This window comes from Ruegeria sp. O5 (assembly GCF_056535105.1).
In genome coordinates, this window is the sequence record NZ_JBQERN010000010.1 from 108,622 (window position 1) to 132,617 (window position 23,996).

The 23,996-nt window shown below is 57.7% G+C and carries 27 protein-coding genes; 14 read left to right on the plus strand and 13 right to left on the minus strand.

Annotated features, from left to right (window positions below; genetic code table 11):
* Nucleotides 1-116 precede the first annotated feature (116 nt).
* On the plus strand, nt 117-632 hold the full coding sequence (locus ACR0M3_RS13715; protein ID WP_480900399.1) for an aspartate carbamoyltransferase catalytic subunit: 516 nt from the start codon (nt 117-119) through the stop codon (nt 630-632).
* Nucleotides 633-808: 176 nt separating this feature from the next.
* Nucleotides 809-1,534: a DNA repair protein RecO gene (gene recO / locus ACR0M3_RS13720; RefSeq protein WP_480911327.1), complete on the plus strand. Its 726-nt coding sequence runs from the start codon at nt 809-811 to the stop codon at nt 1,532-1,534.
* Here the strand turns inward: recO and ACR0M3_RS13725 are convergent.
* From ACR0M3_RS13725 to ACR0M3_RS13735, 3 genes are all read right to left on the minus strand, one after another.
* Nucleotides 1,518-1,910 carry an META domain-containing protein gene (locus tag ACR0M3_RS13725; protein WP_480911329.1) on the minus strand — a complete coding sequence of 131 codons (393 nt, stop codon included), beginning with the start codon at nt 1,908-1,910 and terminating at the stop codon, nt 1,518-1,520. The two genes, recO and ACR0M3_RS13725, sit on opposite strands and share 17 nt — an antisense overlap.
* Before the next feature lie 40 nt (nt 1,911-1,950).
* Nucleotides 1,951-2,505 carry a hypothetical protein gene (locus ACR0M3_RS13730; RefSeq protein ID WP_480911331.1) on the minus strand — a complete coding sequence of 185 codons (555 nt, stop codon included), beginning with the start codon at nt 2,503-2,505 and terminating at the stop codon, nt 1,951-1,953.
* Between the two features lie 251 nt (nt 2,506-2,756).
* The gene (locus ACR0M3_RS13735; protein ID WP_480911333.1) at nt 2,757-4,448 is read right to left on the minus strand and encodes an acyl-CoA dehydrogenase family protein; all 1,692 of its coding nucleotides are present in this window, start codon (nt 4,446-4,448) and stop codon (nt 2,757-2,759) included.
* A gap of 144 nt (nt 4,449-4,592) precedes the next feature.
* Here ACR0M3_RS13735 and ACR0M3_RS13740 point away from each other — a divergent pair, with 144 nt between their 5' ends.
* Nucleotides 4,593-5,357 (plus strand): sulfite exporter TauE/SafE family protein, encoded by a 765-nt coding sequence (locus ACR0M3_RS13740; protein WP_480483751.1) that lies wholly within the window; start codon nt 4,593-4,595, stop codon nt 5,355-5,357.
* 4 nt (nt 5,358-5,361) lie between these two features.
* Here ACR0M3_RS13740 and ACR0M3_RS13745 read toward each other — a convergent pair whose 3' ends face one another.
* The 3 genes from ACR0M3_RS13745 to ACR0M3_RS13755 all read right to left on the minus strand — a co-directional run bounded on the left by ACR0M3_RS13745 (nt 5,362) and on the right by ACR0M3_RS13755 (nt 8,206).
* Nucleotides 5,362-5,907 carry a hypothetical protein gene (locus ACR0M3_RS13745; RefSeq protein WP_267364195.1) on the minus strand — a complete coding sequence of 182 codons (546 nt, stop codon included), beginning with the start codon at nt 5,905-5,907 and terminating at the stop codon, nt 5,362-5,364.
* Nucleotides 5,908-5,940: 33 nt separating this feature from the next.
* Nucleotides 5,941-6,327, minus strand: coding sequence for a hypothetical protein (locus tag ACR0M3_RS13750; RefSeq protein ID WP_480483750.1), 387 nt, complete (start codon nt 6,325-6,327; stop codon nt 5,941-5,943).
* 280 nt (nt 6,328-6,607) lie between these two features.
* Nucleotides 6,608-8,206, minus strand: a complete 1,599-nt coding sequence (locus ACR0M3_RS13755; protein ID WP_480483749.1) for a phosphoenolpyruvate carboxykinase — start codon at nt 8,204-8,206, stop codon at nt 6,608-6,610.
* A gap of 345 nt (nt 8,207-8,551) precedes the next feature.
* Here ACR0M3_RS13755 and ACR0M3_RS13760 point away from each other — a divergent pair, with 345 nt between their 5' ends.
* The 7 genes from ACR0M3_RS13760 to ACR0M3_RS13790 are packed head-to-tail and all read left to right on the plus strand — an operon-like array spanning nt 8,552 to nt 13,973.
* Nucleotides 8,552-9,256, plus strand: coding sequence for a response regulator transcription factor (locus ACR0M3_RS13760; protein ID WP_267364197.1), 705 nt, complete (start codon nt 8,552-8,554; stop codon nt 9,254-9,256).
* 31 nt (nt 9,257-9,287) lie between these two features.
* Nucleotides 9,288-11,006: an ATP-binding protein gene (locus ACR0M3_RS13765; RefSeq protein ID WP_480483748.1), complete on the plus strand. Its 1,719-nt coding sequence runs from the start codon at nt 9,288-9,290 to the stop codon at nt 11,004-11,006.
* A gap of 3 nt (nt 11,007-11,009) precedes the next feature.
* Nucleotides 11,010-11,480 carry an HPr kinase/phosphorylase gene (locus ACR0M3_RS13770; protein ID WP_480483747.1) on the plus strand — a complete coding sequence of 157 codons (471 nt, stop codon included), beginning with the start codon at nt 11,010-11,012 and terminating at the stop codon, nt 11,478-11,480.
* Nucleotides 11,477-12,358 (plus strand): RNase adapter RapZ, encoded by an 882-nt coding sequence (gene rapZ / locus ACR0M3_RS13775; protein ID WP_480507422.1) that lies wholly within the window; start codon nt 11,477-11,479, stop codon nt 12,356-12,358. The genes ACR0M3_RS13770 and rapZ overlap by 4 nt, the downstream gene beginning before the upstream one ends.
* Nucleotides 12,355-12,747: a PTS sugar transporter subunit IIA gene (locus ACR0M3_RS13780; protein WP_267364203.1), complete on the plus strand. Its 393-nt coding sequence runs from the start codon at nt 12,355-12,357 to the stop codon at nt 12,745-12,747. Before rapZ ends, ACR0M3_RS13780 begins: the two co-directional genes overlap by 4 nt.
* A gap of 16 nt (nt 12,748-12,763) precedes the next feature.
* Nucleotides 12,764-13,033 (plus strand): HPr family phosphocarrier protein, encoded by a 270-nt coding sequence (locus ACR0M3_RS13785; RefSeq protein WP_209506323.1) that lies wholly within the window; start codon nt 12,764-12,766, stop codon nt 13,031-13,033.
* Nucleotides 13,034-13,073: 40 nt separating this feature from the next.
* The gene (locus tag ACR0M3_RS13790; RefSeq protein ID WP_480870915.1) at nt 13,074-13,973 is read left to right on the plus strand and encodes a lysophospholipid acyltransferase family protein; all 900 of its coding nucleotides are present in this window, start codon (nt 13,074-13,076) and stop codon (nt 13,971-13,973) included.
* A 47-nt stretch (nt 13,974-14,020) separates the two neighbouring features.
* On the opposite strand, the gene ACR0M3_RS13795 is transcribed toward ACR0M3_RS13790, so the two are convergent.
* Nucleotides 14,021-14,896, minus strand: coding sequence for a 3-hydroxybutyryl-CoA dehydrogenase (locus ACR0M3_RS13795; RefSeq protein WP_209506328.1), 876 nt, complete (start codon nt 14,894-14,896; stop codon nt 14,021-14,023).
* A gap of 165 nt (nt 14,897-15,061) precedes the next feature.
* On the opposite strand from ACR0M3_RS13795, the gene ACR0M3_RS13800 reads away from it, so the two are divergent.
* Nucleotides 15,062-15,865 carry a DUF6473 family protein gene (locus ACR0M3_RS13800; protein ID WP_480870913.1) on the plus strand — a complete coding sequence of 268 codons (804 nt, stop codon included), beginning with the start codon at nt 15,062-15,064 and terminating at the stop codon, nt 15,863-15,865.
* Nucleotides 15,866-15,924: 59 nt separating this feature from the next.
* Here the strand turns inward: ACR0M3_RS13800 and ACR0M3_RS13805 are convergent, their stop codons facing one another.
* The 6 genes from ACR0M3_RS13805 to ACR0M3_RS13830 all read right to left on the minus strand — a co-directional run bounded on the left by ACR0M3_RS13805 (nt 15,925) and on the right by ACR0M3_RS13830 (nt 20,191).
* The gene (locus ACR0M3_RS13805; RefSeq protein WP_480556008.1) at nt 15,925-16,854 is read right to left on the minus strand and encodes an electron transfer flavoprotein subunit alpha/FixB family protein; all 930 of its coding nucleotides are present in this window, start codon (nt 16,852-16,854) and stop codon (nt 15,925-15,927) included.
* Entirely contained in the window at nt 16,854-17,612 is a 759-nt protein-coding gene (locus ACR0M3_RS13810; RefSeq protein WP_480911335.1) for an electron transfer flavoprotein subunit beta/FixA family protein, read from the minus strand. Before ACR0M3_RS13810 ends, ACR0M3_RS13805 begins: the two co-directional genes overlap by 1 nt.
* Nucleotides 17,613-17,812: 200 nt before the next feature.
* Nucleotides 17,813-18,385, minus strand: coding sequence for a cob(I)yrinic acid a,c-diamide adenosyltransferase (locus tag ACR0M3_RS13815; RefSeq protein ID WP_480483742.1), 573 nt, complete (start codon nt 18,383-18,385; stop codon nt 17,813-17,815).
* Nucleotides 18,385-18,588: a twin transmembrane helix small protein gene (locus ACR0M3_RS13820; protein WP_480473850.1), complete on the minus strand. Its 204-nt coding sequence runs from the start codon at nt 18,586-18,588 to the stop codon at nt 18,385-18,387. Before ACR0M3_RS13820 ends, ACR0M3_RS13815 begins: the two co-directional genes overlap by 1 nt.
* A 76-nt stretch (nt 18,589-18,664) precedes the next feature.
* A complete protein-coding gene (locus tag ACR0M3_RS13825) occupies nt 18,665-19,492 on the minus strand; it encodes an SDR family NAD(P)-dependent oxidoreductase (RefSeq protein WP_480483741.1) in 828 nt (275 codons plus the stop codon).
* A 69-nt stretch (nt 19,493-19,561) separates the two neighbouring features.
* Nucleotides 19,562-20,191 (minus strand): SH3 domain-containing protein, encoded by a 630-nt coding sequence (locus ACR0M3_RS13830; RefSeq protein ID WP_480911337.1) that lies wholly within the window; start codon nt 20,189-20,191, stop codon nt 19,562-19,564.
* Nucleotides 20,192-20,392: 201 nt separating this feature from the next.
* Here ACR0M3_RS13830 and ACR0M3_RS13835 point away from each other — a divergent pair, with 201 nt between their 5' ends.
* From ACR0M3_RS13835 to ACR0M3_RS13845, 3 genes are all read left to right on the plus strand, one after another.
* Nucleotides 20,393-22,741: a DNA topoisomerase IV subunit A gene (locus ACR0M3_RS13835; protein WP_480911339.1), complete on the plus strand. Its 2,349-nt coding sequence runs from the start codon at nt 20,393-20,395 to the stop codon at nt 22,739-22,741.
* Between the two features lie 96 nt (nt 22,742-22,837).
* On the plus strand, nt 22,838-23,407 hold the full coding sequence (locus ACR0M3_RS13840) for a hypothetical protein (protein ID WP_480483738.1): 570 nt from the start codon (nt 22,838-22,840) through the stop codon (nt 23,405-23,407).
* Nucleotides 23,408-23,539: 132 nt separating this feature from the next.
* Nucleotides 23,540-23,996 (plus strand): GTP-binding protein (locus tag ACR0M3_RS13845; protein ID WP_480911341.1); only part of this gene is annotated, 457 nt, incomplete at its 3' end.

The window sequence follows — 23,996 nt, forward strand, 5'->3', positions numbered from 1 at the left end:
TTAACGTCTTGCTTAGCCTGCATCATCGGACCTATATCTCTTTGTAGATATCCAGCGAAAATACAGTCATACGACACTGCAAACATTGTATGCGCCAATTCATCATGAGTTCATAAATGACTGATCCTTGGAAAGACCTTCTTGCGCCAAACGAAAAAATTCTCTGGCAAGGAGCGCCAAAAAGCCGCGTCCGGCTTGAGTGGGAAAGCCCGTTCATTCCTTTCTTTTATATGTTTTTTACTGGGTTTTCCGTTTTCTGGATGGTAATGGCAAGCAAAGCGGGAGGTCTTTTTTGGACTTTTGGTCTCTTGTTTTTTTTCGTGGGTTCATATGGCCTTGTTGGCGTTCACTTCTGGAAGGCCTTCATTCGCAAGCAACAACATTATACGCTGACAAATCAACGTGCTATGATTGGCACGAAGATGTTTGGACGCAAAAAACTGCAAACATATTCCATCACCGAGACTACAGAGATCGAGTTTGAGGAATCCGGGGCAACCGGCAATATCTATTTTGCCAAACACGAAAGCCGGGGAGAAAATGGGACGAAGGTAACGAAGATTGGATTCGAACAAATCGAAAGTCCACGGCAGGTGTTATCACAAATACGTAAAGTTCAAGAAGAGCGTTAATGGAAAATCAGACTTTGTGGCAATGTCCGCTTTGTCCCACTTAGATCACTAGCCCCCTCCCGTCGGACCAAGCGATTCACGTATCTTTCCGCGTTTGATGTGTAAAACCATTGCAGAACGGAACCCTTCACGATTTTCTGGGAACACCACAACTTAATCACCGACAGGACCCCGAATTGGACTGGCGCGATCACGGCATCCTACTGACCTCTCGCCGCCACGGCGAAACCTCGGCGATTATCGAGGTCTTTACCGAATCCCACGGGCGTCATGCCGGTGTGGTGCGGGGCGGGACCAGCCGCAAGATCGCACCGATCCTGCAACCCGGCGCGCAGCTGGACGTGCTATGGCGCGCGCGGCTGGAAGAACATATTGGCACCTTTCAGGTCGAACCCCTGCGATCGCGCGCGGCGGCGGCGTTTTCCGGGCGGCTGGCCCTATCCGGGCTGAACGCCGTCGTGTCGCTTTTGTCCTTCTGCCTGCCCGAACGAGAGGCGCATCCGGCGCTCTATACCCGGACCGAGCGGTTGATGGACCTGTTGGGACAGGATGAGATCTGGCCGCTGGCCTACCTGCGATGGGAACTGGCGCTGCTGGACGAGCTTGGCTTCGGCCTTGATCTGACCGCCTGCGCCGCGACCGGCACGACTGAGGGGCTGGTCTATGTGTCGCCCAAGACCGGGCGCGCTGTCAGTATCAAAGGGGCGGGGGAATGGGCAGACAAGCTGTTGCCGCTGCCGCCCTGCCTGCGGGGCGAAGGCACCGCGCCGGATGCCGAGATTGCGCAGGCTTTGCGCACAACCGGGTATTTCCTGAACCACCGCGTCGCCCCTGCGCTGGGGCATAACCCACTGCCCGAGGCGCGCGCGCGGTTCGTGGATCAGGTCACTCGGCGGCTGTAAACACCATTTCGTGCCCGTCCTCATTGCGCAGGATCAGCACATCGCCCGACACTTCGGATTGGGTCATGGCCAAAAGGGCGGCGAAATAGACCCCCTCGGCCTCAAGCCCGGCGCAGGCGGCCCGCGTTGCTCTCAGGTCCTGAATTTCGAACCACGGGTAGGGCGCGTTCAGCGTGCCGTCATAGCCGTTGCAGGGGGCATTTCCGGTGATCCTGCCCTCTTCTGGGAACCGTAGCAAGGCGCTGGCGGCAAAGGGCTGTCCGTCGATCTCCTGCAACGCCCATGTCCGGTCTGCCGCGCCATACGCGGCAACGGATTCATCCCTGTCGCATTGAGACAGGGCCATCAAAGGCAGGGTCAGGATAAGGCGTGTCATGGCAGGGTTCTAGCGTATCAGCCGTATCTGCGGAACCGGGTCAGTAGGGCAAAGACCCGTTCAGAAGCCGCTCGCGCACTTCCAGCCGGGGTGCCCAGTTGTATCGCGTATCCTCGCGCACCGGCGCCCAGAACAAGACACCGCTGTTGCGCCAGGGGTCGAGGATAATGCCATCATACATCGTGTCCCCCTTGGCGCTGATCGATGCCGAATGGTGGATGATGCGCAGCGGGGTCGGCGGCGACGTGGCCCAGTTCAGGTCCAGCGTCCGGAAATTTTCCTGCCGCAAGCGTTTGGTCATCGCTTCGGCCCAGTCATTGCACAGGCCCTTTTCGCGGAACCCGTTGATGACCTTGGCATTGTGGATGATTGCCGGGTCGGTGACGTTCCAGTCCTGTTTCAGCTGCTGCGAATAGGCATAGGCAATCGTGGCCGCTTGCTGTGCCTCGGTCGGATCGACATTGGGCCCAAGCGCCTGGATCGATTGCGCCAGCGCGTCCACATCACTCCGGCTCACCGTCGGCTGCGGGGTGGTGCAAGCCACCAGAGCAAGAGCGGCAAGAACAGCGCACATGGCAAGGAAAGATCGGGTCATGCGGTTTCCCAAAAGTTATTTTTCCGTCTCGTGTCCGGCTGATGCTCTACCGGTGAAAGGGGCGGGATCAAAGGGGGAAGTTTTGAAGCACGAGGGTCATTTGTGACCGTCACGCGGGCCACGAGGGGCATTGGAATGTTTTGTACAAAACGTACTCTGCACGGTTCGGACCGCGTACAGATTGTACAATACAGGAAAAAGACCCGGCGCAAGCGCCGGGCCAGTCGGGGAAACAGGACTGCCGAAATGGGTCACCCGAGCAGACGTCGTGCGATGACCTGTGCCTGAATTTCGGCAGCCCCTTCGAAAATATTAAGAATACGCGCGTCACACAGAACGCGGCTGATCTTGTATTCCAGCGCGAAGCCGTTACCGCCATGAATCTGCAACCCGTTATCCGCCGCAGCCCAGGCCACACGCGCACCAAGCAGCTTGGCCATACCGGCCTCAAGGTCACAGCGCTGGCCGTGATCTTTTTCCCATGCGCTGAAGTAGGTCAGCTGACGCGCGATCATGATTTCGACCGCCATCATCGCCAGTTTGCCAGACACGCGCGGGAAGTTGATCAGGGATTTTCCGAACTGCTTGCGGTCGATCGCATATTGCATGGCGATGTCCAGCGCACACTGTGCGACGCCGATGGCGCGGGCGGCGGTCTGGATGCGCGCGCTTTCGAAGGTTTCCATCAACTGCTTGAAACCTTTACCTTCTTCGCCGCCCAACAGGTTCTCACCCTTGACGTGGAAGCCGTCAAAACCCAGCTCGTATTCCTTCATGCCGCGATAGCCCAGAACCTCGATCTCGCCACCGGTCATGCCGGGGGTCGGGAAGGGGTTCTCGTCAGTGCCCGGTGTCTTTTCCGCCAGGAACATGGACAGGCCGCGGTGGTCGGTGCTGTCGGGGTTGGTCCGCGCCAGCAGGGTCATCACATGGGTTCGCGCGGCGTGGGTGATCCAGGTCTTGTTGCCGGTGATCTTGTAATCGCCATTCTCATCCTTGACCGCGCGCGTGCGCAGGCTGCCAAGGTCTGAACCGGTGTTAGGTTCCGTGAAAACGGCGGTCGGCAGGATCTCGGCACTGGCGATCTTTGGCAACCACTGTGCCTTTTGCGCGTCGGTGCCGCCCGCGATGATCAACTCGGCCGCAATCTCGGATCGGGTACCCAGCGAACCCACGCCGATATAGCCACGCGACAGTTCCTCGGACACCACGCACATCGACGCTTTGGACAGGCCAAACCCACCGAACTCCTCGGGGATGGTCAGACCAAAAACGCCCATTTCCGCCAGTTCTTCAATGATTTCCAGCGGAATCAGTTCATCCTTCAGGTGCCAGTCATGCGCGTTTGGTTCGACCTTTTCCTGCGCGTAGCGGCGGAACTGGTCCCGGATCATCTCAAGCTCTTCATCCAGACCGGACGCGCCGAACATCGTAGCTCCGGCCTGATCCTGCATCAGCGCAACCAGACGGCTACGTGCGGCCTGAGAATTGGCCCGTGCCATCAGGGTCTGCACTTCGGTCGACTGAAAGCCCGACAGCGCGTCCCAGCCAAGACCCATATCCTGAAGACGCACCACCTCGCCCTGGTTCATCGGAATTCCGCCCGCGACCTGGTGCAGATATTCGCCAAAGGCTATCTGGTGCAGCAACTGCTCGATCTCGCCAAATTTACCATCGGCTTGCAGCGCTTCTGCCCAGCGCTGCATCTGTTGCAGCGACTGCGAATATGTCGCCAGCCAGGCCAGACCATGCGCGGCGGTCTGATTTGTTTCGATCAATGCGCCAGAAACCCGGCCCTCAGCAGTCACCATGCCACGCACGGATGCGCGGGCTTTTTCAAAAACGGCGTCCACAGCAGGCACGGCGGCCCGCGTTAAATCCAGAAGATCGGGCAAAACTGCATCAGTTGTCATTTGGGTCATATCCTGTCCGTCATGGGCCATGAATCGCGTCCTTTCCTCGGTCGTCTGGTCATATCATGCTGCACGTGCAGCGCAACAAAAATACTCAATTTGCTGCTAGAAAGTTCAAAAATTACCTTATCATTTTTGCAATGCAGAAGAAAATCCAGATGATATCTAGAAGGCATGGACCTGTTTTCCCTTCTGTCGCCGCAAGAGCTGTTACTTGCCATCGCCGTCGCCTTTGCCGCCGGATGGGTCAAGGGCATGGTTGGATTTGCCATGCCCATGGTGTTTGTATCTGGCCTGAATTCGTTTCTGCCACCGGATCTGACCCTGGCAGGGCTTATTCTGCCGACCCTTGTCACCAACGGCGTTCAGGCTTTTCGCGGGGGCGCCAGCGCCGCACTCAGCTCTATTCGACGATTTCGGGTGTTCCTGGTCGTTGGCGGTATTTTTCTGGTGCTGAGCGCACAGCTGGTTACGCTGGTGCCCGGCTCGGTCTTCCTGCTGCTGATCGGTGCATTCGTGTCCTTCTTCGCCCTTGTGCAGGTTCTGGGCGTCAGGCTGGTGCTACATCATCCATCAACCGGTGTTGAGGCTATTGTTGGCGGCGTCGCCGGGTTCGTGGGTGGCATGTCGGGCATCTGGGGTCCCCCCACAGTTGCTTATCTGACGGCTTTGAATACCCCGAAGGCCGAGCAGATCCGAATTCAGGGCGTCATCTATGGATTGGGGGCGGTCATGTTACTGGCCGCGCATGTCTGGTCCGGTTTTCTGCGGGTGCAAACGGTTCCGTTTTCAGTAATACTGATCTTTCCTGCCATGCTTGGCATGTGGGTTGGTTTGAAATTGCAGGATCGCATCGATCAGGCCAGCTTTCGCAAGGCGACGCTGTTCGTTTTACTGGTAGCGGGATTGAACCTGCTGCGGCGTGGCCTGATGGGCTGAGGTGCTAGCCCGGTCGCCTGTCTGCAAACCGGAACGCGAAATACAGACCCAGCATCAGAAAGAACAGGCCCGAGATGTCGCCGATAAGGAAGGCGATGTACTCAACCGTTGCACTGCCAAAGACCAGATTGGTCAGGCCAGAGACCAGAATGGATGTGGCTATGCCCACGCCCATAACGCAAATCCAGCAGGGTTTGCGGTTCGGGTTGGGGAACAGGTCCCATCCGACGGCCTTGAGCAGATAGAAAACCGCAGGAACTGTCAGAACCGCGACAGCAATTGCCAGCAGGCGGGTGGGCAGGAAAACATCCGTTCCCGCCAGATAAGCAAAGACGATGAACACACCCGGCAGCAACGCAAATACCGCGCGCCACCCCAGCAGCCAGGCCGACAGAACCCGCACGCCATGTGGCAAAAACAGCAGGCTCGCCCGGCTTGGGTATTCCGGAAAAAACACGTTCTGCATTGGCATAAGCACGGCGAAGGTCAGTATCGACGCCAGCACATAAGCCAGTGAAGCCGCAAGGGTGTCAGTCGCCCAGCCGCGCATTGCGATCACATCACCGTGCGCGCACGGGGCGCGTCATCTGGGGGCATGAACGATGTACCGCCCGCGATTGGCGCTGCCGCTTTGCGAAAGATAGCCTTTTTCGACCAGCGATTTCAGCGCGCGGAAAAAAGTTGGGCGTGAAATGCTTTGGACCAAAGTATGCTCGATCAAACCGAACGTACGCACTTCCTGAGTGGATTTTGAAAGCTCTTCCGCGGCGTAATAGATGTCGCGCTCAACCGGAGATAGTTTTTCCAGCCCAAGCGTCCGCTCCATGCTTTGCATCAATTTGCGTAGTTCGGTGAGTTTCGAGATTTCCGTCATGGTGTTACCTGTAGTTTTCTGTGCCAACCGCCGCATGTCCGCGACCATTTGAACCACACTGATAGCAATACCAACCAGCCAGTCCCATGTTGACACTCATCCCCGTTTACTTAGACTAGAAGCCTGATTAGGTTGCTCAATCCAGCGTTGTGAGTGTGCGCATATGAGCTTCCATAAAGTCCTTTCAGTCAGTGCCCGGCGCGAATGTGCCGGGCTTTTTCGTCTCAACAGTAAATATGCCTAGCGCAGATCGCACTTTGAAACAACGCACTTGTATGTGCTTTTAACGACATACAACTATAAGATGAGTATTCGGCGGACAGCAAAAAAGCTACGGATCGGCAAAAAGAAAGGGGCCTGACGGCCCCTTTTTCGTTTATCCGATTGCGACGGCTTTGATGTCGTCGTCAATGAACGGCAGATACTGCTCAAAGTTCTCGGCAAACATCTGCACCAGTTTCTCGGCCTGCTTGTCGAATGCGGCCTGATCATCCCAGGTCCGACGCGGGTCAAGCAGAACTTCGGGGACGCCCGGGACAGAGACGGGAACGTCAAAGCCGAAATTGGCGTCCTTGCGGAACTCGGCGTCGCGCAGTGAACCATCCAGCGCTGCGGTCAGCAGAGCGCGGGTGGCCTTGATCGGCATCCGGCTGCCGACACCATAGGCGCCACCGGTCCAGCCTGTATTGACCAGCCAGCAGGTCGCGCCGTGCTGGGCGATCTTGTCGCGCAGCAGGTTTCCGTAGACTTCCGGGCGACGCGGCATGAACGGCGCACCAAAGCAGGTCGAGAAGGTGGGTTGCGGTTCTGTAACGCCACGCTCGGTCCCCGCCACCTTTGACGTGAAGCCCGACAGGAAGTGATACATTGCCTGTGCAGGCGTCAGCCGCGCGATCGGAGGCAGTACACCAAAGGCATCGCAGGTCAGCATGATGATGTTCTTCGGATGACCACCCAGCGCGCTTTTGGAGGCGTTCGAGATATACTCAAGCGGATAGGCGCAACGCATGTTCGCTGTCAGCGAGTCGTCGTCGAAATCCAGTTTCTTGGTCTCGGGGTCAAAGACCATGTTTTCGATCACTGTGCCGAATTTCGAGGTGGTCGCATAAATTTCCGGCTCGGCTTCGGCGTTCAGGTTGATGGTCTTGGCATAGCAGCCGCCTTCGAAGTTGAAGGTGCCCCGATCTGACCAGCCGTGCTCGTCATCTCCGATCAGCGTGCGCGAAGGATCAGCGGACAGGGTTGTCTTGCCGGTGCCGGACAGACCAAAGAACACGGCGGTATCGACCGCGTTTCCGACAGCATGGTTGGCCGAGCAGTGCATCGGCATCACGCCTTTTTCCGGCAGCATGTAGTTCAGCAGGGTAAAGACGGATTTCTTGTTCTCACCCGCGTATTCGGTGCCGCCGATCAGAATCAGCTTGCGGTCGAAATTCAGCGCAATAACCGTCTCGCTGCGGCAGTTATGTTTGGCCGGGTCAGCCTGAAAGCTGGGGCAGTTGATGATGGTGAAGTCCGCGGTGAACTCGTCCAGATCCTCGCGATCCGGGCGGCGCAGCAGGTGACGGATGAACAGGTTGTGCCAGGCAAGCTCGGTCACCATGCGCACGTTGATCGCGTAGGTCGGATCGGCACCACCGACGAGATCCTGCACGAAATAGTCGCGGCCTTTCATATGGGCCAGCATGTCTTGGTAGAGGGCGTCAAATCCCTCTGGGGTCATCTCGGCATTGTTTTCCCACCAGATAGTGTCAGCCACGCTGCTGGTTTTGACGACGTGCTTGTCCTTGGGCGAGCGACCGGTGAACTTGCCAGTGGTGACCAGAAAGGCACCGCCATTCCCAAGTGTACCTTCGCCGCGCTTCAGCGCTTCTTCGATCAGCGCCGGTTCCATGAAGTTATAATAGACATTGCCCAGACCCTCGATGCCCTGATCCTCGAGGCGGAATTGCGGGTTAACCCGTCCAGATGTCATGTGTATCTTCTCCTGTGGCGGCGCGGGGGCTTTGGGCCCTGAGGCGCCTTTGGGGCAGTGTACCGGGAAAACCGGCGGTTGGGCGCGTCTTACCACGGTCGTTCAGGACATGAACAGGCGGGTTTGACGCAGTTAGCGCAACCAAGTTCGGGTTTAGCGCCATCACAAATTCAATGACCGAGAACCGGGCATATTTTTGCGGGCATAAAGGCAAATTTGCCGCAGACCTGCCGCAACAAAGGCACGATTCGCAGTTACGGATTGATTCGGCGTCTTAAAACCGCCAACAATGCCTTACAAATAAGCGAATTATTGCGCGAGTGAGCAGGAATAGGGGTGAGCCCGATGTCAAAGATTGCACTTGTGGATGACGATAGAAACATTCTGACGTCTGTATCCATGACACTCGAAGCCGAAGGTTTCGAGGTTGAAACTTATAATGATGGCCAGGCCGCGTTGGATGCGTTCAACAAAAAGCTGCCTGATATGGCCGTACTCGATATAAAGATGCCGCGAATGGATGGCATGGATCTGCTGCAACGGCTGCGTCAGAAAACGCAGATGCCGGTGATTTTTCTGACCTCGAAAGATGATGAAATCGACGAGGTTCTGGGTCTGCGCATGGGCGCGGATGACTATGTGAAAAAGCCCTTCTCGCAACGGTTGCTGGTTGAGCGCATCCGCGCTCTGCTGCGTCGGCAAGAAGCAACAAGCGGCGACGCGATTGCGGCCAATAGCAACGACACAAAGGTTATGGAACGCGGCGACTTGCGGATGGACCCGCTGCGCCATGCGGTCAGCTGGAAAGGGAATGATGTATCCCTGACCGTGACCGAATTCCTGCTTCTTCAGGCACTTGCCCAGCGTCCGGGTTTCGTCAAAAGCCGCGACCAGCTGATGGATGTGGCCTATGATGATCAGGTTTATGTGGATGACCGGACGATCGACAGCCACATCAAGCGTCTGCGCAAGAAGATGCGCGCGGCTGATCCCGAGTTTTCGGCGATCGAAACCCTTTATGGTATCGGTTATCGGTACAACGAAGAATAGGCGCCACGCCAGCAAGGGGTAATGGGCTCTCGTGCGCGACACCGAAGCAGCCAGCGAACTACGTGACGGTGACGTCGTACTCGGGGATGACTGGGTCATTCCCGACGATACCGAGTCAGCGGAACTGAGGGAAAAGCGGTCCCAGAGAAACCTGTTTTCTCTGCGAGGCTCGCCTTTGGCGCGCAAGATCATCACCTTCAACCTGATCGCGCTGGTGATCCTGGTTACAGGATTGCTGTATCTGGACGATTCGCGGAAAGAGACGGTTCAGCAGACGGCGCGCAATCTGCTTGGCGATGCGCAGCTGGTCAGCAACGTCTTTGAAACCCAGCTGCGCCAGGGTGCGCAGCACACCGCGCAGGATGCTGGCAACCTCGACGTCAGAGATACGCTGTCAGGTTTGACACTTCCTGAAGGCGGGGAAGTCTTTGTCTATGACGCCAGTGGCACCCTGATTGGCTGGACACGCGGTGCCCCGCAAGTGTCGGCCATGCCGGTTCTTCTGCAAACCAATTCCGAGCTGCAAACCGGCAGCACGGTGATCAGCGACACGTTGAACGCGGTCTGGATCGGTGTGTCGAACCTTCTCAACTGGTCGACCGAGGTCGAGGCACCGACTCTGGCACAGCGGGTGCAGGGAATTATCCCACAGGCGCTGGCAGGTCAAAGGCAGGTTCAGGCAGTTCAGGACGCCGCAGGTGAGACCGTGATCGTAGCCGCTGCTCCGATTCTTTACGAGGATACCCCTGCCGGAGCAGTTGCCATCACAGGCCCCGCCGGTGAGATCGACGCACTGGCCCGCCGTGAGCAGGAGCGCATTCTGCAAATGTTCGTGGTGGCTTTGCTGGTTTCGGTGGGCCTGAGCCTTGTGCTGGCTTCGACCATCGCCAACCCGTTGGCAGACCTGGCCGCAGCGGCGGAAATGGGTAAGGATCGGGGCACAGGGGTCAATCCGGGGCGCATTCGCATACCTGATCTTAGCGCCCGTCCGGATGAAATCGGTCGCCTCAGCCGCGCTCTGCGGGGCATGGTGACTGCTCTGTATAATCGGATCGACGCAAACGAACAGTTCGCCGCTGATGTCGCCCATGAAATCAAGAACCCCTTGGCCAGCCTGCAATCCGCTGTTGGCACGCTTCGCATGGTCAAGCGCGAAGATCAGCGCGACAAGCTGCTGGGTGTAATCGAACATGACGTTCGGCGCCTGGACCGGCTGGTCAGCGACATCTCGAACGCGTCACGTCTTGATGCGGAACTGGTTAAGGAAGAAGAACAACCCTTTGATCTGCTCAAGCTGATTGGCAATATCGGTCAATATCTGGGTGAAGACGCGCGGTCCAAGGGGATCGACTATATCACCGATCTGCCATCCGAACCGATTGTCATCAACGGGCTTGAGGCACGGCTGGCGCAGGTGTTCGTCAATCTGATCACCAATGCCATTTCCTTCTGTGAAGAAAGTGATGCCATCCGCGTCTGGGTACGTCAGCGAGACAACCGTGTTCTTGTCGTGGTCGAAGACACCGGGCCGGGTATTCCGGAACAGGCCTTGACCAAAGTGTTCAAGCGTTTCTATTCGCAACGCCCGGCAGAGCACTTCGGTAACAATTCGGGGCTTGGTCTGGCCATCTCGAAACAGATTGTCGAAGCCCATGGCGGCGTAATCTGGGCTGAGAATATCCGCCCGACCGAAGCGGATATTACATCAGACCCGCTAGGGGCACGCTTTGTAGTGGGGTTACCTGTATAACTCATGCAAGCAGGTTCTCTGTCAGACGCCAAAGACCGGGACAGCGCTTGTGTGCACGCTTCATGCGTAACAGTGGCCGGGCGCGGGCTGTTGATTGTCGGTGCTTCGGGCGCGGGAAAATCGGCTCTAGCATTGCAGATGATGGCCTATGGGGCGGGTCTGGTCGCGGATGATCGGGTCGACCTGTCAAGGCAGGACCATCAGGTCATTGCCGCCGCCGTGCCGCAGATACAGGGTTTGATCGAGGCCCGTCACATTGGTTTGATCAAAGCGGATGTATTCGGACCGGTCCCCTTGGACTATGTTGTGGATCTGGATCAAAACGAGCCACAAAGGTTACCTGCCGAGGCGACAATCGTGCTGCTGGGGCAAACTGTTCCCTTGCTTCGCGGGGCGGGCGTGCCCAACTTGGCCGCAGCGTTGATGCAGCTTCTGAAGAATGGGCGTGTACACCCGGAATGGCCGAACAAATGACAGAGCAACGGCGGATCGTGCTGGTAACAGGCCCATCAGGGGCCGGAAGATCCACAGCCATTCATGTACTGGAAGACCTGGGTTTTGAGGCCATCGACAATCTGCCGATGGGCCTGCTGCTGCGCCTGCTGGACAGCGCGGACAGCGACCGCCCAATGGCGCTTGGCATTGACGCCCGCAATCGCGATTTCTCGACAATTGGGTTTATCGAACTGGCCGAAAGCCTGGGCCGCATGGCGCGGGTGGATTTGACCGTTTTGTATCTGGATTGCAGTGATGACGTATTGGTGCGCCGGTTTTCGGAAACCCGCAGGCGGCACCCTGTTGCCAAGAATGCCAGCCCTGAGACCGGTGTTCAGCGTGAAAAAGAGCTGCTGGCCCCCATACGCGAGATTGCAGATACCCTGATCGATACAAGCCAACTGAACGTGCACCAGTTACGGGAAGAAGTTGAAAACTGGTTTGCGCCCCAGGGGGGGCGACATCTGGCAGTTTCAATCGAGTCGTTTTCGTACAAGCGGGGCCTTCCGCGTGGGCTGGACATGGTCTTTGATTGCCGGTTTCTGGCGAACCCCTATTGGCGCCCCGAGTTGCGGGCGGCGGATGGGCGACACTCGGACGTTGCGCGCTATGTCCAATCGGATAAGAATTACGAACCCTTTCTTGGACGGGTGATGGATTTGCTAACCTTGTTGCTGCCGGCCTTTCGGGCCGAAGGAAAAGCACATCTGTCGGTGGCTTTCGGATGCACGGGTGGGCAACACAGATCCGTCGCAATGGCAGAAGCCGTTGCAAAGGCCCTTGCAGAGGATGGGCAGCAGGTGGCAATTAGGCATCGCGAGATGGAACGTCGGTCGTTGAATGTGAGGTCGGATTGATCGGAATTGTGATCGTTGCGCATGGCGGTTTGGCCCAGGAATACCTGGCCGCCACACAGCATGTGGTCGGGCCGCAGCCCGGCCTTGTGGCCATTGCGATCGAACCTGACCACGACAGGGATGAAAAACAGGCGGAAATCTGTCGTGCGGCTGACGCAGTCGATATGGGCGACGGTGTTGTCGTTGTAACCGACCTGTTCGGCGGCAGCCCTTCAAATCTCAGCCTGCGGGCCTGCGCCCCTCAGGATCGGCGGATATTGTATGGGGCAAACCTGCCAATGCTCATTAAATTGGCCAAAAGCCGCCACTTACCCGTTGGTGATGCTGTCCGTCAGGCAATGGAAGCTGGACGGAAATACATCAATGCGCAAAATGTGACATTGGACTAAAACCGGATTGATGAATATGACCACCCGAAGCCTGAAAATTATCAATGAAAAAGGTCTGCATGCCCGCGCATCGGCGAAGCTGGTCGAGGTTGTGGAAGGTTTCGACGCGCATGCCGAGGTGTCGAAGGACGGAATTTCTGCGTCAGGCGACAGTATTATGGGCCTTTTGATGTTGGCAGCATCACGCGGAACAACTATTGACGTCGAGACCTCCGGACCGGATGCTGAAGCATTGGCAGAAGCTCTGGAAGCGCTTGTGAACGACAAGTTCGGAGAGGGGTTCTAAGCTGCCCTTGCCGGGACAGGAAGAACGGGAAGACCAGGAATTGGCGGAAACGACGCACGAGACCAAGACACGCCCGGTGGTGGATGGGACCGCAGATCAGGGCGAGATCTACGACCGTAGAACTCTGACCTATGCGAACTCGTTCGACGATGCCTGGACTTCGACGGCCATTCGCGCCATCGAATGGTGCACGGGCAAGCTGACCATTTTGCGGATGGTCAACAAATTCGAGAAAAAGAATGAATTTTACCGGGGACAGCGGTTCTGGGGCGGTGCGCTTGAGGTGATGGGGATTGACCTGACCACACCGCAAGAACAGATTGCCCGTATTCCAAAAACCGGCCCCGTCGTTGTCGTTGCCAACCACCCTCACGGAATGGTGGACGGTATGATTCTGGCCGAGTTGATAGGGCGGATCCGCAGTGATTATCGCATTCTGACCCGCTCGGTCCTGACGGGTCTTGATGAGGCCGCGACGTCTTTCATGATCCCGGTTCCGTTTCCGCATGACCCCGAAGCGCAGGCCAAGATGCTGGAAATGCGTGGCAAGGCGATGGACCATCTGAAAGACGGCGGTGTCGTGGCGCTGTTCCCGTCCGGTGTCGTCATGTCTTCGGATGACTGGTTTGGCCCTGCGGTCGAGCGCGAGTGGAATGTGTTCACCGCAAAAATGATCCGCCGTTCAGGCGCGCGTGTGGTGCCGATTTTCTTTCCCGGCAGCAACTCGCGCTGGTACCAGATCGCCAACAAGCTGTCGCCGATCCTGCGGCAAGGCTTGTTGCTGCATGAAATCGTCCGCTCGTGCAAAAAACCGCAATCGCCGGTCATTGGCGATCCGATCTCGGATCAAGATATGGAACAGTTGGAGAAAGACCCGCGTGGTTTCATGACCTGGCTCAGAAACCATACATTGTCGCTGGGCAAGTCAGGCAAGTCCTGACCCGTGTTTTCATCTAACCGATACCGTACCGGGCACGGGCGGTTTACTTAACGTGTCGGAACCGGCACCTCGCCGCGATAGTCATAGAAACCGCGTTGCGTCTTGCGCCCCAGCCATCCGGCCTCGACATATTTGGTCAATAGCGGGCAGGGGCGATACTTTGTATCAGCCAGACCATCATGCAAGACGTTCATGATGGCAAGACATGTGTCCAGCCCGATGAAATCCGCCAGTTCCAACGGCCCCATGGGGTGATTCGCACCCAGCTTCATCGATTGGTCGATGGATTGGACGCTTCCGACACCTTCATACAGCGTATAAACGGCTTCGTTGATCATCGGCATCAGGATGCGGTTAACGATGAAAGCCGGGAAATCTTCGGCGCTGGCGGCCGTTTTGCCCAACCGGTCCACGACCGCCTTGCAGGCTTTGAAGGTTTCCTCATCCGTTGCGATACCGCGGATCAGTTCCACCAATTGCATGATCGGAACCGGGTTCATGAAGTGAAAACCCATGAAACGTTCAGGCCGGTCCGTACGACTGGCCAGACGCGTGATGGAAATGGACGACGTATTCGACGTCAGGATCGTATGCGGCAGGAGGTGCGGTTGCAGATCTTCGAAAATGGCCTGTTTGACTGTTTCCCGCTCGGTCGCGGCTTCGATCACCAGATCGGTCTGTCCCAGCTGCGGCAATTCAAGGGTGGTTGTAATACGCTTCAGGGCCGCCTGCATCGCATCGTCAGTGATCTTGCCACGTGATGCCTGACGCGCCATGTTGCCTTCGATCGTGGCCATTGCGCTGTTCAACGCATCCTGACTGACATCATTCAGCAAGACATCGTATTCCGCCAAAGCCAGAACATGGGCAATGCCGTTGCCCATCTGACCCGCGCCAATCACCCCGACTGATTTAACTTCCATGTTCAGCTGCCTTTGCCCTGGAGGATACCGGGACAGTATCGGCAGACCGGGGCGGGCGGCAAGGGGATCGAACCGGTCAATTTTGCTTCAAATGCGCGCATTAGGAGATTCTCAATACCTAAGGCCGCAAATTGGCAATTGGGTGAAAAATTTGGGGGGCTTGGTATGAGCTTTCATCGTGTAAGCAACGGCACAGAGGCCACGTGCCAATATGCAGGATCAAATCTGTGGTTTCGGTCGCCGCCCGGAAATCTTGATACGCCTTATGTGGCCTGCCTGGGTGGAGAAGAGACGTTTGGCCGGTTCGTGGAATATCCGTACCCGGCATTGCTTGCAAAAAGGTTGCCGAAACCTTGTATCAATTTTGGTAACCTTTTTTGCGGGGCTGACGCGTTGCTTGCCGACCCGGGGGTACTAAACCTTGTCAACGGATCGGACCGTTGTGTGCTGCAAGTGCTGGACGTGCCCTGCCAGTCGAACAGGTTCTATCGCGTGCACCCGCGTCGGAATGATCGGTTTCTTGAACCTTCGCGCGATCTGCTGGATCTTTATCCCGAGGTCGATTTCACGGAAATCCACTTTGTCAGGCATTTGCTGGAACGGTTGCGGGCCACAAAGGACGCGCGCTTTGAGGTTGTGGCACAAGAGTTGCGAGAGACTTGGTTGCGCAACACATCCGAGCTGATACGCCGGATCAAGTCGGGGGTTGTTCTTCTCTGGCTGCATATACAGCGACAGGAGGACCGGCATCGCGATCTTGTCCTGCCCGACGCTGACATGATCGAACAGGTTCGACAGCTATGTGCCGATGTCGTGGAATGCTCGGTCAGTGTGTCCTCCTTGTCAGACGAGATCGAGGACGTGTTGTTCGGGGCGCTGCAACAGCCTGTGGCCGAGCATATGCTTGGCCCCTCGGCGCATAGGGAGATAGCTTTGAAGCTTGAGGTGGCTTTGAGGGGATTGAATTGAAAAAGGCCCGCTTGGTGGCGGGCCTTTGGTGGTTGTGGGGCTCTGATCCCGGGCTGTGGTCAGCCGAGTTTTTCGGTCAGCTCAGGGACTGCCTGGAACAGGTCGGCAACCAGTCCGAAGTCGGCGACCTGGAAGATCGGCGCTTCTTCGTCCTTGTTGATCGCAACGATGACCTTTGAATCCTTCATGCCCGCAAGGTGCTGGATTGCGCCCGAGATGCCGACCGCGACATAAAGATCGGGGGCAACAACCTTGCCGGTCTGACCCACCTGCCAGTCGTTCGGGGCATAGCCCGAGTCCACAGCGGCGCGCGATGCGCCAACCGCGGCACCCAGCTTGTCAGCCAGAGCTTCGATCAGCTTGAAGTCGTCTTGCGAGCCGACACCACGGCCGCCCGAGACAACAACGCCAGCCGAGGTCAGTTCCGGACGGTCGCTTGCAGCCACCTTGTCTTCGACCCACGACGACAGGCCGGGATTGTCGCCGACCGAGATGGTCTCGACCGCAGCCGAGCCGCCGGTCCCCGCCGCGTCGAAGGACGCGGTGCGGATGGTGACGACCTTCTTGGCGTCGTTCGACTTCACGGTCTGGATCGCGTTGCCCGCATAGATCGGCCGCTCAAACGTCGAGCCGTCAACCACGCCCGAGGCATCCGAGATCACCATCACGTCCAGCAGGGCTGCGACGCGCGGCATCACGTTCTTGGCGTCGGTGGTCGCGGGGGCCACGATATGCTCGTACCCATCGGCCAGACCCACGATCAGCGCGGCGGTCGATTCCGCCAGGCGATGACCCAGCGACGCGTCTTCGGCAACCAGCACCTTGGACACGCCGTCGATCTTGGCGGCAGCCTCGCCGGCAGCGGCGGCCGAGCCACCTGCGGCCAGAACGGTCACGTCACCCAGCGCCCTGGCGGCGTTGACGGCCTTGGCGGTGGCGTCCAGCGCCAGTTCGCCATTGTTGACTTCGGCAAGCAGAAGTACAGCCATTACACAGCCCCCGCTTCTTTGAGTTTCGAAACCAGCTCATCCACCGAGCCAACGATGATACCAGCGGCCCGTGCCGGCGGTTCTTCGGTCTTGACAATTTCCAGGCGCGGCGTGACGTCGACGCCGTAATCGGCGGCGGTTTTCTCGTCCAGCGGCTTTTTCTTCGCCTTCATGATGTTGGGCAGCGACGCATAGCGCGGCTCGTTCAGGCGCAGGTCAACGGTCACGATGGTCGGCATCTTGACGCTGATGGTCTGCAACCCGCCATCCACCTCGCGGGTGATCCTGGCACTGTCGCCTTCGATATCCAGTTCCGAGGCAAAGGTGCCCTGCGACCAGCCCAACAGGGCCGACAGCATCTGACCGGTGGCGTTCATGTCGTTGTCGATCGCCTGCTTGCCCGCCAGAACGATGCCGGGCTGCTCTTCCTCGACCACCTTGGCCAGGATCTTGGCAACCGCCAGCGGCTCGATATCGGTATGCACATCATCCGTCGCAACAACCAGAATCGCCCGATCAGCCCCCATGGCCAGCGCGGTCCGCAGCGTCTCCTGCGCCTGCTTCACACCAATTGAAACGGCAACAACTTCGTCTGCCTTGCCAGCCTCTTTCAGGCGAATGGCCTCTTCAACCGCAATCTCGTCGAACGGGTTCATCGACATTTTGACATTGGCGAGATCAACACCGCTACCGTCCGCTTTCACGCGGACCTTCACATTGTAGTCAATCACGCGTTTGACAGGTACCAGTACCTTCATTGTAGCGCTTTCTCCTCAAAAAACGGCAAGCCGCGAAGGCGACTCCACCAATGCTCTCGTCGGACTTGATAACGTCTGCTGCACCCGCAAAACAGAGCAAAATCGTCACGTCGTCGCGTCGGGACGTCGCGTTTTGCAGTTTTTTTACCTTGAGGCACGCAAGATTGTTGCCCGCATTGCGCTTATTTTCAGGGAAATATTCAGCGGTTTGCGCCGGGAACCCACAGCACGTCGTCCTTGCCATCGTTATTTGCGCACCGGGCCGCGACGAAAAACCAGTCACTTAGCCGGTTGAGATATTTGACGGCCACATCGTTAACCGGTTCCATATTCGTCAACTCGACCGCCAACCGCTCGGCGCGACGCGATACGGTGCGGCACACGTGCAAATGCGCGGCCAGCCGCGAACCGCCCGGCAGGATGAAGCTGCGCAGCGGTTCCAGTGTTTCGTTCATGATGTCAATTTCGGCTTCCAGCCGGTCGATCTGAGCGGATACGATTCGCAGCGGTGGATAGTCCGCTTCGGCATCCTTCTCCATTTCAGGGCGGCAGAAATCCGCGCCAAGATCAAACAGGTCGTTCTGAATCCGCGACAAGGCGGCATCGACTTTGCCTTCGGCCTCGGTACGGGCCACGCCAACAAAAGAATTCAGCTCGTCCACTGTTCCGTAGGCGGCAACGCGGCCCGAATACTTTGCCACACGCTCGCCATTGCCCAGAGCGGTTTTGCCATCGTCGCCGGTGCGCGTGTAGATTTTGTTGAGCACAACCATTACTGTACCCCTTGCCCGCGTAGATAGACGTATAGCACGATCAAAATAACGGCGATGAACTGAAAGAGGATACGCAGGCGCATCATCTTGTTGCTTTTCTTAGCTGCTTCCATGCCGCCTTTGCCGAAATTCGCGATGCCCAGGGCTAACACAACGACAACTGCCGCCATGGCCAGAAGCAGAATGACCATTAAAGGGTCCATTTAAAGTCACCGTCCGGTTTTTTCGATTATCCCCATCTAGCGTCAAGGTGACGAAAAGCGAACGGGAAATAACGTCTCAGATATCCGAAAGGATGCGATCCGTGGCTTTTGTGGGCAGAATCCGGCGCAGAACCCCTGCGACATATGTCGGGGTGGTCACATAGTAGCGTGGTTTGGGGCGGCGCGCCTCGACCGCATGGGCCAGCTTGTCGGTGACGGCAGAGGCGGGCAGTTCGAACCAGTCGGGCGCACTGTTTTCGTATAGTCGCTTCAGCAGCGAACCTTCGTATTTTTCCCGCAGGGCCGAGTTCTCCCAGTCGATGTATTTTTCGAACACCGGGATTGCCTTTTCCCTGAGCTTTGAGGTGATCGGGCCCGGCTCGATCAAAACGACCTGAATGTCTGTATCCCGCAGCTCTAGCCGCAAGGTGTCGGTCAGTCCTTCGATGGCGTATTTGGTGGCGACATATGCGCCGCGCCAGGGGAAGGCAACAAGACCAAGTACCGAGGAACATTGCACGATCCGGCCGTGACCCTGTTCCCGCATGACGGGAATAACCTGTCGGGTCAGTTCGTGCCATCCAAAGACATTGGTTTCAAAGATATGACGCAGAGCGTCTGTCGGGACGTCTTCAACCGCACCGGGCAGCCCGTGCGCGCCGTTGTTGAACAGCGCGTCCAGTGTTCCGCCCGTTGCCTCAAGTACATATGACAATCCCGAGGAAATGCTGTCGGGTTCGGTATAGTCGATTCTGGGGCTTTCAAACCCTTGCGCGCGCAGGCGATCACAGTCGCGCTGCTGTCGGCAGGATGCAAACACACGCCAGCCTCGCGCACGCATTCCGTGTGCTGCGTCCAGCCCAATGCCCGACGAGCATCCCGTAATAAGAATCGATTTCTGCATGTGCCTTCCGAAGCTGAACCCCGCCAAAAGCTAGGGCGGGGTTTGCGGCAGGGCAATGACGTCCGGGCGTCAGCTTGATGTTTTCCGGACAAGTGATGCTGAAATCCACCCGACCTGTTGCGCGGGCAACACGCGCAGGCGCAGCCAGCCGGTGCCGGAATCGCTCAGGACCTCGACCCTTTGGCCAAGCGCGGCCTTGCCGATGATGGGATAGATCGTGCCGGGGCCATCGCGCAGATTGACCCGGGTGCCCGAAATCTCGCGGATGTCGGTCTGGGCCTCGGCAGGCGTGGGCAGTTCGACTGTGGGCAACTCGGCGTCGGTGACCACCTGCTCCAGTGCGGTCACACCCTGTTCCAGTGATGCCAGGGTCAGGGTCACGCTTTCGTCTTGAAACAGCGAGGGATTGGCTTTCAGGCCAGCCGCGACCTGCGAGAGGAGGGCCTTTGTTTCGGTCTCACCCAACTGGGTTACCGCCTCGGCAACAGGTGGAACCACCAGAGCGGGTTTGACTGCGGCACGGGTGACCAAATCTTCGACAGGTGCAGGCTCAACGACCGGGGCAACCGGTTCTGCCACGACAGCCACGCGTCCCGGTTTGGCAGGGCGCACGCCGCGCGGTTCAAAATCAGGGCCACCGCTCATCACGTAAAAGGTCCAGCCGAGCGCGGCAAAGGTAACAAGTATCAGGCGCGTCATGGCGCATCCCCCAAAGCAATCGTAACATCAACAAATGGCAGCAAATCAATTGATGAGATCTTAGCATATTTCGGGGGACGAGTCGAAAAATGGGGGAAAACAACACGGTGTCTCCCCCTGTTGCAAAAAGCACGACTTTTCCCCAGCAATTTATGTGCTGCTCGCTTTACCAAGGCGCACTTGCGTCGTATCACATCATATATGAACGATACGATCGATGACCCCAACATGCAGGCCCCCACAGGTGGGGGCGAGGTGGCGGAACCGCTGCGCCGCGCGATTGGTGAGCGGTATCTGACCTATGCGCTGTCCACCATCATGCACCGGGCGCTGCCCGATGCGCGGGACGGGTTGAAGCCGGTTCACCGCCGAATCCTCTATGCGATGAGAGAGTTGCGACTCAGTGCAACCGGAGGTTTCCGGAAGTCTGCCAAGATTTCCGGCGACGTGATGGGCAACTATCACCCGCATGGCGACGCCGCGATTTACGACGCGATGGCGCGTCTGGCACAGGATTTCAACGTCCGCTATCCGCTGGTCGACGGGCAGGGCAATTTCGGCAATATCGACGGCGATAACCCGGCGGCCTCGCGCTATACCGAAGCACGGATGACCATCGTGGCCGAGGCGCTGCTGGAAGGGTTGAACGAAGACGCCGTTGATTTCCGCGACAATTACGACGGCACCCTGACCGAACCGGTCGTACTGCCTGCACAGTTCCCGAACCTGCTGGCCAATGGCGCAAGTGGTATCGCGGTGGGGATGGCGACGAATATCCCGCCGCACAACATCTCGGAACTCTGCGACGCCTGTCTGCATCTGATCAAGACGCCGGACGCGCGCGATGACACGTTGCTGAACTACGTGCCCGGCCCTGACTTCCCGACCGGAGGCGTGATTGTCGAGCCGCCCGAGAACATCGCGCAAGCCTATCGAACTGGCCGAGGCTCGTTCCGGCTACGCTGCAAGTACGAGGTTGAGGATCTGGGGCGCGGCCAATGGCAGATCATCGTCACCGAGATTCCTTATCAGGTTCAGAAGTCCAAGCTGATCGAGAAGATCGCCGAGCTAATCCAGACCAAGAAAATCCCGATCCTCGCCGATGTACGCGATGAATCCGCCGACGATATCCGCCTGATCCTCGAGCCGCGCTCCAAGAATGTGGACCCCGAGGTGCTGATGGGCATGCTTTATCGCAACTCGGACCTTGAGGTGCGGTTCAGCCTGAACATGAACGTGCTGATCGACGGGGTGACGCCCAAGGTCTGCTCGATGAAGGAAGTGCTGCGCGCGTTTCTAGATCACCGACAAGAGGTGCTGCTGCGCCGCTCGCGCCACCGCATGGCCAAGATCGACCACCGGCTGGAAGTGTTGGAGGGCTTTATCGTTGCCTTCCTGAACCTCGACCGTGTGATAGACATCATCCGCTATGACGATGACCCCAAGGCCGCGCTGATGCGCGAGGATTGGGGGATCGACCACATCCGCGCCACCAGCGAGGCCGACTATGTCTCACCCAAACCGGGCGAGGGCGAGTTGTCCGAGGTTCAGGTTGACGCGATCCTCAACATGCGCCTGCGCAGCCTGCGCCGTCTGGAAGAGATGGAGCTGGTTCGAGAACGCGATGAGTTGATGCTGGAACGTGCCAACCTCGAAGACCTGTTGGCCGACGAAGGCCTGCAATGGGCCAGGATTGCCGAGCAGTTGAAAGAGACGAAAAAGACCTTCGGCAAAGATTACGAAGGCGGCGCGCGCCGCACGCGGTTCGCCGAAGCGGGTGAGGTCGAAGAAGTGCCGCTTGAGGCGATGATCGACCGCGAACCGATCACGGTCGTCTGCTCTCAGATGGGTTGGATTCGCGCCATGACCGGTCATATCGACCTGACCCGTGAATTGAAGTTCAAGGATGGCGATGGGCCGCGCTTTATCTTCCATGCGGAAACGACCGATCGGTTGCTGGTCTTCGCTTCGAACGGGCGGTTCTATACAGTCAGCGCGGCCAACCTGCCCGGCGGGCGGGGTATGGGCGAACCCCTGCGCCTGATGGTCGACTTGCCGAACGAGGCAGGGATCATCGATATCCTGATTCACAAGCCGGGGCGCAAGCTGCTGGTGGCTTCGGATGCGGGCAACGGGTTTATGGTGCCCGAAGATGACGTGCTGGCGCAGACGCGAAACGGCAAGCAGGTGCTGAACGTCAAGGACAACGAAACAGCAGTGATCTGTATACCGGTCGAGGGCGACCACGTTGCAATCGTGTCCCAGAACGGCAAGTTCCTTGTCTTTCCGATCGAGGAATTGCCCGAAATGACCCGCGGCAAGGGCGTGCGCCTGCAAAAATACAATATGGCACGCGGGCGACAGGGGACGCTGGAGCTGGATGGCGGTCTGTCTGACATCACCACCTTCAACTGGGAGGAAGGCCTGAAATGGTCCATGGGGGGCGACAAGACCCGGCATGAGGCAGATATGTCCCAATGGCTGTCCAAGCGCGCCAGCGTAGGGAAAAAAGCGCCCTATGGTTTCCCGCGGGACTATAAGTTTTCGTGATCCGGCCCCGGTTGCGGTAGAAATCCACCGATACGGCTTGGCACAACCCGTATCGGTGCGCTAGACCAAAGAAAAACAGGCCTATCGAGACGAGATATGTTGCGCATTCTGACCCTGATCACCGGATTGGCCCTGATGGGCGCTTGCACCCAGACACAGGTTTATGAACCGCCCGAGTCACTGGGGGAATTTCGCCTCGTGAAGATAGTTTCGTTTGCAGACAACGCTAAACAGGGGCCGATTTCCAGGGATGCTACTCCGCAAGAATGGACAGACGCTTTGGAGCAAGCCATCGACATTCGATTAGGGCGGTATGAGGGCTCACAGCGTTACATTATTGGTATAAGCCTTGAAGGCTATATGTTGGGGCCGCCGGGTATCGTTGTTTACAATCCAAGAAGTGCAGCGATCGTACTCGTTAATGTTTATGACTACGACACGAAGAAATTCTTGGCTAAGCAAAAACAGTTCACTGTTCTTGAAGATACTACGAAAGAAACAGCCCTTATTGGTTCAGGGCGGGTCAGAACCAAGGAAGAGCAGTTGAGCGGACTATCGTTGAAAGTCGCTGACGAAATCGAAGAATGGCTGGCTGAGGAACACAAAGAGAATGGCTGGTTCGACAAGCGGCCTGACCTGATCGAACTGCCGGATTCCGATAGCTGACGCAAAATCCGGCGGGATAAGCGCATTTCCCTCAGGATGTGCTTGATTTTCCCCTTTGAACCAAATATCTCGCGCGCGCAGATAGTAACCCGGGACCAAGGGTCCCCCAAATCGCAAAAGGGCGCCTGAGGAATGGCAAAGGAAAAGTTTGAGCGTAATAAGCCGCACGTCAACATCGGCACGATTGGGCATGTTGACCACGGCAAGACGACGCTGACCGCAGCGATCACCAAGTATTTCGGTGACTTCAAGGCGTATGACCAGATTGACGGCGCGCCGGAAGAGAAAGCCCGCGGCATCACCATCTCGACCGCGCATGTGGAATACGAGACCGACGCGCGCCACTATGCGCATGTCGACTGCCCCGGCCACGCCGACTACGTCAAGAACATGATCACCGGTGCTGCTCAGATGGACGGCGCGATCCTGGTTGTGAACGCCGCGGACGGCCCGATGCCGCAGACCCGCGAGCACATCCTGCTGGGCCGCCAGGTTGGTATCCCGAAGATGGTCGTGTTCATGAACAAAGTTGACCAGGTTGACGACGAAGAGCTGCTGGAACTGGTGGAAATGGAAATCCGCGAGCTGC

What these genes read in the sequence shown, in the direction of transcription:
- ACR0M3_RS13715 (WP_480900399.1), top strand. Translation starts at nt 117, where the DNA reads ATGACTGATCCTTGGAAAGACCTTCTTGCGCCAAACGAAAAAATTCTC.
- ACR0M3_RS13725 (WP_480911329.1), bottom strand. Translation starts at nt 1,910, where the DNA reads ATGACACGCCTTATCCTGACCCTGCCTTTGATGGCCCTGTCTCAATGC.
- ACR0M3_RS13730 (WP_480911331.1), bottom strand. Translation starts at nt 2,505, where the DNA reads ATGACCCGATCTTTCCTTGCCATGTGCGCTGTTCTTGCCGCTCTTGCT.
- ACR0M3_RS13735 (WP_480911333.1), bottom strand. Translation starts at nt 4,448, where the DNA reads ATGGCCCATGACGGACAGGATATGACCCAAATGACAACTGATGCAGTT.
- ACR0M3_RS13740 (WP_480483751.1), top strand. Translation starts at nt 4,593, where the DNA reads ATGGACCTGTTTTCCCTTCTGTCGCCGCAAGAGCTGTTACTTGCCATC.
- ACR0M3_RS13745 (WP_267364195.1), bottom strand. Translation starts at nt 5,907, where the DNA reads ATGCGCGGCTGGGCGACTGACACCCTTGCGGCTTCACTGGCTTATGTG.
- ACR0M3_RS13755 (WP_480483749.1), bottom strand. Translation starts at nt 8,206, where the DNA reads ATGACATCTGGACGGGTTAACCCGCAATTCCGCCTCGAGGATCAGGGC.
- ACR0M3_RS13760 (WP_267364197.1), top strand. Translation starts at nt 8,552, where the DNA reads ATGTCAAAGATTGCACTTGTGGATGACGATAGAAACATTCTGACGTCT.
- ACR0M3_RS13770 (WP_480483747.1), top strand. Translation starts at nt 11,010, where the DNA reads ATGCAAGCAGGTTCTCTGTCAGACGCCAAAGACCGGGACAGCGCTTGT.
- rapZ (WP_480507422.1), top strand. Translation starts at nt 11,477, where the DNA reads ATGACAGAGCAACGGCGGATCGTGCTGGTAACAGGCCCATCAGGGGCC.
- ACR0M3_RS13785 (WP_209506323.1), top strand. Translation starts at nt 12,764, where the DNA reads ATGACCACCCGAAGCCTGAAAATTATCAATGAAAAAGGTCTGCATGCC.
- ACR0M3_RS13795 (WP_209506328.1), bottom strand. Translation starts at nt 14,896, where the DNA reads ATGGAAGTTAAATCAGTCGGGGTGATTGGCGCGGGTCAGATGGGCAAC.
- ACR0M3_RS13800 (WP_480870913.1), top strand. Translation starts at nt 15,062, where the DNA reads ATGAGCTTTCATCGTGTAAGCAACGGCACAGAGGCCACGTGCCAATAT.
- ACR0M3_RS13805 (WP_480556008.1), bottom strand. Translation starts at nt 16,854, where the DNA reads ATGGCTGTACTTCTGCTTGCCGAAGTCAACAATGGCGAACTGGCGCTG.
- ACR0M3_RS13810 (WP_480911335.1), bottom strand. Translation starts at nt 17,612, where the DNA reads ATGAAGGTACTGGTACCTGTCAAACGCGTGATTGACTACAATGTGAAG.
- ACR0M3_RS13815 (WP_480483742.1), bottom strand. Translation starts at nt 18,385, where the DNA reads ATGGTTGTGCTCAACAAAATCTACACGCGCACCGGCGACGATGGCAAA.
- ACR0M3_RS13820 (WP_480473850.1), bottom strand. Translation starts at nt 18,588, where the DNA reads ATGGACCCTTTAATGGTCATTCTGCTTCTGGCCATGGCGGCAGTTGTC.
- ACR0M3_RS13825 (WP_480483741.1), bottom strand. Translation starts at nt 19,492, where the DNA reads ATGCAGAAATCGATTCTTATTACGGGATGCTCGTCGGGCATTGGGCTG.
- ACR0M3_RS13830 (WP_480911337.1), bottom strand. Translation starts at nt 20,191, where the DNA reads ATGACGCGCCTGATACTTGTTACCTTTGCCGCGCTCGGCTGGACCTTT.
- ACR0M3_RS13835 (WP_480911339.1), top strand. Translation starts at nt 20,393, where the DNA reads ATGAACGATACGATCGATGACCCCAACATGCAGGCCCCCACAGGTGGG.
- ACR0M3_RS13840 (WP_480483738.1), top strand. Translation starts at nt 22,838, where the DNA reads ATGTTGCGCATTCTGACCCTGATCACCGGATTGGCCCTGATGGGCGCT.